The organism is Companilactobacillus furfuricola, from assembly GCF_003946325.1.
GTDB classification, from domain to species: domain Bacteria; phylum Bacillota; class Bacilli; order Lactobacillales; family Lactobacillaceae; genus Companilactobacillus; species Companilactobacillus furfuricola.
In genome coordinates, this window is sequence record NZ_RHNT01000001.1 from 241179 (window position 1) to 247786 (window position 6608).

Annotated in this window: 6 protein-coding genes; 2 read left to right on the plus strand and 4 right to left on the minus strand. The window is 38.6% G+C overall.

What is annotated here, in order from left to right; genetic code table 11:
* Nucleotides 1-74 precede the first annotated feature (74 nt).
* Nucleotides 75-1304 (plus strand): M20/M25/M40 family metallo-hydrolase, encoded by a 1230-nt coding sequence (locus tag EKM78_RS01100; protein ID WP_125768107.1) that lies wholly within the window; start codon nt 75-77, stop codon nt 1302-1304.
* 108 nt (nt 1305-1412) lie between these two features.
* Here EKM78_RS01100 and EKM78_RS01105 read toward each other — a convergent pair whose 3' ends face one another.
* Nucleotides 1413-2018, minus strand: coding sequence for a hypothetical protein (locus EKM78_RS01105; RefSeq protein ID WP_125768109.1), 606 nt, complete (start codon nt 2016-2018; stop codon nt 1413-1415).
* 285 nt (nt 2019-2303) lie between these two features.
* On the opposite strand from EKM78_RS01105, the gene EKM78_RS01110 reads away from it, so the two are divergent.
* A complete protein-coding gene (locus tag EKM78_RS01110) occupies nt 2304-2837 on the plus strand; it encodes a GNAT family N-acetyltransferase (RefSeq protein ID WP_125768111.1) in 534 nt (177 codons plus the stop codon).
* A 77-nt stretch (nt 2838-2914) separates the two neighbouring features.
* On the opposite strand, the gene EKM78_RS01115 is transcribed toward EKM78_RS01110, so the two are convergent.
* The 3 genes from EKM78_RS01115 to EKM78_RS01125 form a co-directional block, all read right to left on the minus strand.
* A complete protein-coding gene (locus EKM78_RS01115; protein ID WP_125768113.1) occupies nt 2915-5113 on the minus strand; it encodes a Tex family protein in 2199 nt (732 codons plus the stop codon).
* Nucleotides 5114-5289: 176 nt separating this feature from the next.
* Complete coding sequence (locus EKM78_RS01120) at nt 5290-6096, minus strand: aldo/keto reductase (RefSeq protein WP_125768115.1); 807 nt, start codon at nt 6094-6096, stop codon at nt 5290-5292.
* Nucleotides 6097-6183: 87 nt separating this feature from the next.
* On the minus strand, nt 6184-6468 hold the full coding sequence (locus EKM78_RS01125; protein ID WP_125768117.1) for a hypothetical protein: 285 nt from the start codon (nt 6466-6468) through the stop codon (nt 6184-6186).
* Between the last annotated feature and the right edge of the window lie 140 nt (nt 6469-6608).

Genomic DNA, 6608 nt, shown 5'->3' on the forward strand with positions numbered 1-6608 from the left:
TGTTCATTCGAGCGCAAAAAATATTATACTAAGTGTAATTAGTTTTATTATACAGAACATTGGAGGTTTCCTAAATGGATAAAGAGCAAAGATTATCGATCTTGGATGATTTAATTAAACTTGAAACTGTCAACGGCAAAGAAAAACTAGTCGCTGACTATTTGAAAAAAATTTTTGAAGACAATGGTATTGAAGCGGAACTCAACAAAGTGGACGACGACCGCTACAATTTGATTGCCACGATCAATCCAGACAGTGAAGGTCCAGTCCTTGGTTTCACCGGACATGAAGATGTAGTTGACCCAGTCGAAGCTGACAAGTGGAACTATGGTCCATTCAATCCAAAACATATCGACGGTAAGATCATTGGCCGTGGTGCTGCCGATATGAAGAGTGGTTTGGACGCCTTAGTGATTACTTTGATCGAGCTAAATGAAGACAAAGACTTTACTCACAAGATTAAGTTCATGGCTACAGTTGGTGAAGAACTTGGTGAAATTGGTGCTAAACAATTAGCTGAACAAGGTTACGCCAACGATTTGGACGCCTTGATCGTCGGTGAGCCTAGCAACGGTTCTTCACAAATGGTGATCGATAAATTAGTTGGCAGTGGTATGTTGAGCATCCCTCAACCTAACCCAGATAAATTTGGTCGTCATTCTTTCTTCTCCGCACACAAGGGCTCTGTTGATTATCGAGTTATCTCGCACGGCAAAGCTGCCCACAGTTCTATGCCTGAAACCGGCGTCAATGCGATCGACAATTTGATCAAGTTCTACACTGCCCAAAACGAGTACTTCAAGACTATTACAGATTATACCGATGATGCATTGGGTAATACTAAGGCCGCAGTAACGATCTTTAAAGCTGGTGAACAACCAAATACTATTCCAGACTATGCTTATCTGGGTGTAAAAGTTAGAACCATCCCTGAATTTGACAACAACGAGATCCTTGATCAAATCAAGAAATTGATCGAACAATTAAACAGCGATGATCCAAAGATGAACTTAGAATTAGTCGTTGATTCAAGCAACATGCCAGTTAAGACTGATTTAAACTCTAAATTGGTCACCATTGCTCGTGATGTATACGAGGAGGTCTGGGGACAAAAGTGTGTTGTCGTTGGCGCCCCAGGTGGTACTGATGCCTCACAATTTGTTGGTGCTAACTCTGATCTTGATGTGATCGTAGCTGGTCCTGGTAACGAAAGCGCCCATCAGATCAATGAATTCGTCTTTGAGGATGATTACTTGCAATATATTACGATTTACAAAAATATTGCTAAGAAATATTTTGAATAAAATCAAAAAACGCAAGTTCATTATGTGTAATTCAACATACACTGATAATAATGAATTTGCGTTTTTTTGCATATATTACAATATACTTATCTCAACGAAAGCAATTTCTTAATATGGATTCTTTCCATGATCCTCAATATGGGTAACAATGATAGAAGGAATCGTGATATCTCCACCCATGGCTGATTCATACGTGATTAAGCCACTAGAAAGGCCAAAAATTGTAACTTGATCATCTTCCAAAACATGATTGTCACGTAATATTGCAGTTGGAACATTACAGTATGCAATTGTGTCACTATCACCATTAATGGCTATTCTTAGCGCTGTTAATTTTTCGTCTTCCATGACTTGTACCACTTCTCCATTGTATGTGACTTTCTTGCCACTGTATTCCTTTGGAGTTCTTGCAAGGCTATCATAGGTAATGGTCGCATCATAATCTGTAGCAACAAATTTTTTATCCATCTCATCTGCCATATCTTTAGGAGTTTGCTCAGATTTCTTGGAATTGTTCTTTGTTTTATCTGATTTCTTATGGGACTTTGAATCATTAGATGGTTTTTTCTCGATTTTTGAATGCGCCACTTGTGGATTACTGTTTTTAACAGAATTACGATTAATCCCCAGAGCTACAATAACTAATAATATACACAGAATCCCCCCAGCGTTTAGCCAAAATTGCCATTTTTTTAAAAAATTCCCCTGTTTCATATGTCTTCCCCTTGTTTAATTATTTGATCAATTGCTTTAATTTAGTCTCAGGTGAACTGTAAAGATATCTGTCTAGACCAAATCGTGATCTTATTAATGATAAAAAACACGATCTTAAAAAACAATGAAAAACTGTTTCCATATTTTTGTTGATAATAATTACGTTTTTCCTAATATTTATATGAAAAATGCTTTTCAATTTTTATTAGAATTTAAAAAATGGTGTCCATTTTTTCACTGTAAGAGTGATAAACTTTTATTATTACTTTTATACGGAGGAACATCATGAGTTCAGCTTTTATTCGACATGCACAAATCACAGATTTAGACTCAATAATGACTATTATCCACCAAGCTCAGGCGATGTTAAAAACAGATGGAAGTCCCCAATGGCAAAATGGTTATCCCGATGAGGAAACTCTACGAAATGACATCATGGCGCAGCAGTGTTTTTTACTAATAGTTGATAAACAAGTTGCCGGCACAGCGACATTGATCGTTGCCGACGATCCTAATTACCGTGAAATTTTTAATGGCAAATGGAAGATCAATGACCAGCCATATGCTACGATCCATCGGATCGCCATCAGCAAAGATTTTGGCGGACAACATCTCGGAAAACTTTTCGTTTCAAATTTGATCAGCTATGCTTATCAAAACGGTGTCCACAATTTTCGGATCGACACCCATCAACTTAACCAAAGAATGCAACATTTGGCTGAAAGTTCTGGATACGTTCATCGTGGAAAAATATATGTCAGTGAACCAGCTGAAAATCATGAAGACAACGCCCGTCTAGCTTATGAATTGAACTTATAGAAAAAGAGCAACTTTAACCTGAAAAGTTAAAAGTTACTCTTTTTTTGTTCACTCGAATTATTTGATTAAGTTGATCCTTAAGGATTTACTTGATCCTTACGCATCGTTAATTGGATCCGATTTCGTTGTTCATCGACATCTAAAACCCAAACGGTGACGATATCACCGATTGTGACTTCGGCACTTGGGTCACTGACGTAGTGGTCAGCTAATTGGGAAATATGGACTAACCCATCTTGTTTGACGCCAATATCAACAAAAGCCCCAAAGTCGATGACATTGCGAACCGTTCCTTGCAATTCCATTCCTGGCTTCAAATCGGCCATGGTCAAGACATCTTGACGCAATAATGGAGCCGGCATACTGTCACGGAGGTCACGTCCAGGCTTGCTCAGTCCCTCAATAATATCCTTAAGCGTTTCCTGACCGATCTCTAATTTATCAGCCCACATTGGTCGATCGATCACACTTAATTTTTGTTGCAATTCTGGAGTACCAATTTCATTTGGATCAGCTTTTAATCCGGACAACAATTTTCGTGTGGCCGCATAACTTTCCGGATGGATGTCTGTATTATCCAAAGGATCACTCCCCCCGATGATACGTAAAAAGCCGACTGACTGTTGATACGCTTTCGGTCCTAAACGAGGGACATCCTTTAGCGATTGACGATTACTGAACTGACCGTTTTCGTTTCGGAAGTTAACGATGTTTTTCGCCGTCGTTGATGTTAAACCTGAGATATGAGTCAGTAATTCGGGACTTGCGGTATTTAAATTGACCCCAACTTGGTTGACGGCAGTTTCAACAACACGGTCTAATTGTTCGTCGAGTGATTTTTCTGGGACGTCGTGTTGATATTGTCCAACCCCAATTGCTTTAGGATCCACTTTGATCAGTTCGGCTAAAGGATCTTGCAACCGACGACCGATGTTGACAGCAGAACGTTCTTCAACGTGGAGGTCTGCAAATTCGGCACGAGCGTTTGCACTAGCAGAATAAACGGAGGCACCGGCTTCATTGACGATCACATAGTATACGGGATGATCTAACGTCTTCAAGATTTCACTAACGAATTCTTCCGATTCGCGGCTAGCGGTCCCGTTTCCGATTGCGATCATTTCAACATGGTAATCTTCTAGTAACTTTTTGAATTCTGGCCCTGCAGCTTGGCGCTGTTTTTCACTGGCTGGTTTATGTGGATAAATAACTTGTTTAGTCAAAAAGCGACCATTTTCGTCCATGATTGCCAATTTACATCCCGTTCGGTATGCTGGATCAAAGCCCATCACCACTTTACCTTTCAGTGGTGCTTGCATGAGTAGATGATACAGATTCTTGCCAAAAATCTGAATCGCATGATCATCTGCGCTTTCTGAAATTTGACGACGCAATTCTCGCTCGATAGCTGGCCCTAAGAATCGTTTATAGGCATCTGCAAAAGCATCTTTGATCTTATTGACGGCAGGTCCGACTCGCTTCCCGACTAGTTGAAAATTACAATGATTCAAGATAGACGTATTGTCTAAAGCGATACTGACGGTCAAGATCTTTTCTTTTTCTCCACGATTAATAGCTAATATTCGATAAGGAGGAATTTTTTTCAAAGCTTGTTGGAAATCATAATAAGTTTGATAAACTTGTTGCTCATCAGCTTCTTCAGCTTTTCGCTTAAGCTTACTAGTCAATTCTCCGTTGTTCCAAGTATACTTACGGATCCATTCACGAAAATCAGCTCGTTCACTAAAATTCTCAGCTAAGATCTCATGGACGCCAGCCCAAACCGCTGTAATGTCAGGAAGATCCTTTTTAGGATCAACAAATGAATCAGCTTTTTCATCCAGTCCAGTTTCGGGAAAGGTCATGATCCATTTTGCTAAAGGCTCAAGTCCAGCCTCTTTGGCAATCGTTGCCTTCGTTCTTCGCTTTTGCTTGTACGGAAGATACAGATCCTCAACTTGTTGTAAAACAGTAGCTTGCTCTAAGCTCTTTTTCAACTTAGGGGTCAATTTTCCCTGCTCATTGATCAATTTCATGACTTCTTGACGTCTTTGGTTCAGCTTCATCAACCGATTGGTCTCATCTTCGATCTCACGAATGGCCACTTCATCAAGAGTGCCTGTCCGTTCTTTCCGATAACGCGCAATAAAAGGTACCGTATTACCTTCATCCAAGAGTGACAATACCGCTTGGATCTGATTAACTCGATATTGATTTAATTGTTGATGAACAGGCTGAGCTAGATCCACCATACTATTTTCTGTTTCTTTTGCCATATAATCCTCTCAAAAGCCTTGATCCTACTAATTCAAGCGCAGGATCAATACTAAATGATTCAACATGATCGTCTTCAGCGACCATGGCACTGCTGACAATTATACCTGATGATGCTCTTTTATTAAATTGAACAAAAAAAATAGATCAAGCTAATGATCTATTTTAACGAATATATTTAGTCATAATTCAAGTGTTCATCTTTATCTAAGGCACTAATAGCTTTGATCTCATCATCACTTAAACTAAAATCAAAAATGTCAATATTGGCTTTGACATGATCGATGTTGGATGACTTAGGAAATACTACGTATCCTGTATCGATCTGCCAACGCAATACTACTTGAGCAGGACTCTTGCCGTGGTCTTTGGCGATCTTGTTAATAGTCTTATCTTCAAGGATCAAATGACCATGGCCGATTGGTGAATAACCTTCATTCACGATATCGTTTGCCTTATCAAAAGCACCCAATTTTTCTTGAGTCTTGTAAGGATGGCGTTCGATTTGATTGACCATTGGTTTAACAGTAGCCATTTCAAAGACCTTGTTCAATTGTTCTTCAGAGAAATTGGAAACACCGATTGACTTAGCTTTGCCATCTTTATAAATCTTTTCCAATGCTTTCCAAGTATCTAAACTCAATTGGATGTTTTCTTCATTTGGCCAATGGATCAAATATAGGTCCAAATAATCTAGTTGCAATTCGCTGAGCGTCTTATCAAAGGCAGCCAATGTGCTTTCGTAACCTTGATCATCGTTCCAAACTTTCGAAGTGATGAACAAATCCTCTCTCTTAACGCCAGAATTTTTGAATGCTTTACCAACTTCAACTTCGTTGCCATAAATGTGAGCACAGTCAAAGTGACGATAGCCGGCATCGATTGCTGCTTGGATCGATGAAGCCACGTCAGACTTGTCTAGTTGATAAGTTCCAAATCCCATCATTGGCATTGAAACACCATTACTTAATTTTACAAATTGCATAAACATACCTCCTCATTTTATTAAACTATAATTCTTAAAATATTTAAAATATTATCCCTTGAAATACAAAATTTCAGCATTATTGATTTAAGTATTTTTGAATAAAATTTGTTTAAATTGTTTAATCAATTCCGGATGTTCAATGCAGGTAGTCAACCCACTATCGTACTGAAATCCAAAATCACTACTGATCCACATCTGACGATCATCAACGATTACACAGTTAGGTAAATTGTTTTCGTAAACAGTGAATTTCAGCCTAGAATCCTCAAATTCTACAGGCATAGATTTGCTATAAACATGTACATTACAATTAATTGAAATTAATGTCGTCACTTCTCCTTCCAAAAATTTACTTAATTTACGTCCCATAATTATTACTTCTTTTTGAGCCCCACGAAGGTTTTTCTGCAGTGGCTCTTGATAATGACCCTCTGCTACAATTTTTTTAACCGGACAGATGAAAAACAATAATCAGTCCGGGAGACGATAACAATGAGTAGGAAAAATAA

Bases quoted from the DNA above. Each gene is read 5' to 3' on its own strand.
- EKM78_RS01100 (WP_125768107.1), top strand. From the start codon at position 75: ATGGATAAAGAGCAAAGATTATCGATCTTGGATGATTTAATTAAACTT.
- EKM78_RS01105 (WP_125768109.1), bottom strand. From the start codon at position 2,018: ATGAAACAGGGGAATTTTTTAAAAAAATGGCAATTTTGGCTAAACGCT.
- EKM78_RS01110 (WP_125768111.1), top strand. From the start codon at position 2,304: ATGAGTTCAGCTTTTATTCGACATGCACAAATCACAGATTTAGACTCA.
- EKM78_RS01115 (WP_125768113.1), bottom strand. From the start codon at position 5,113: ATGGCAAAAGAAACAGAAAATAGTATGGTGGATCTAGCTCAGCCTGTT.
- EKM78_RS01120 (WP_125768115.1), bottom strand. From the start codon at position 6,096: ATGCAATTTGTAAAATTAAGTAATGGTGTTTCAATGCCAATGATGGGA.
- EKM78_RS01125 (WP_125768117.1), bottom strand. From the start codon at position 6,468: ATGGGACGTAAATTAAGTAAATTTTTGGAAGGAGAAGTGACGACATTA.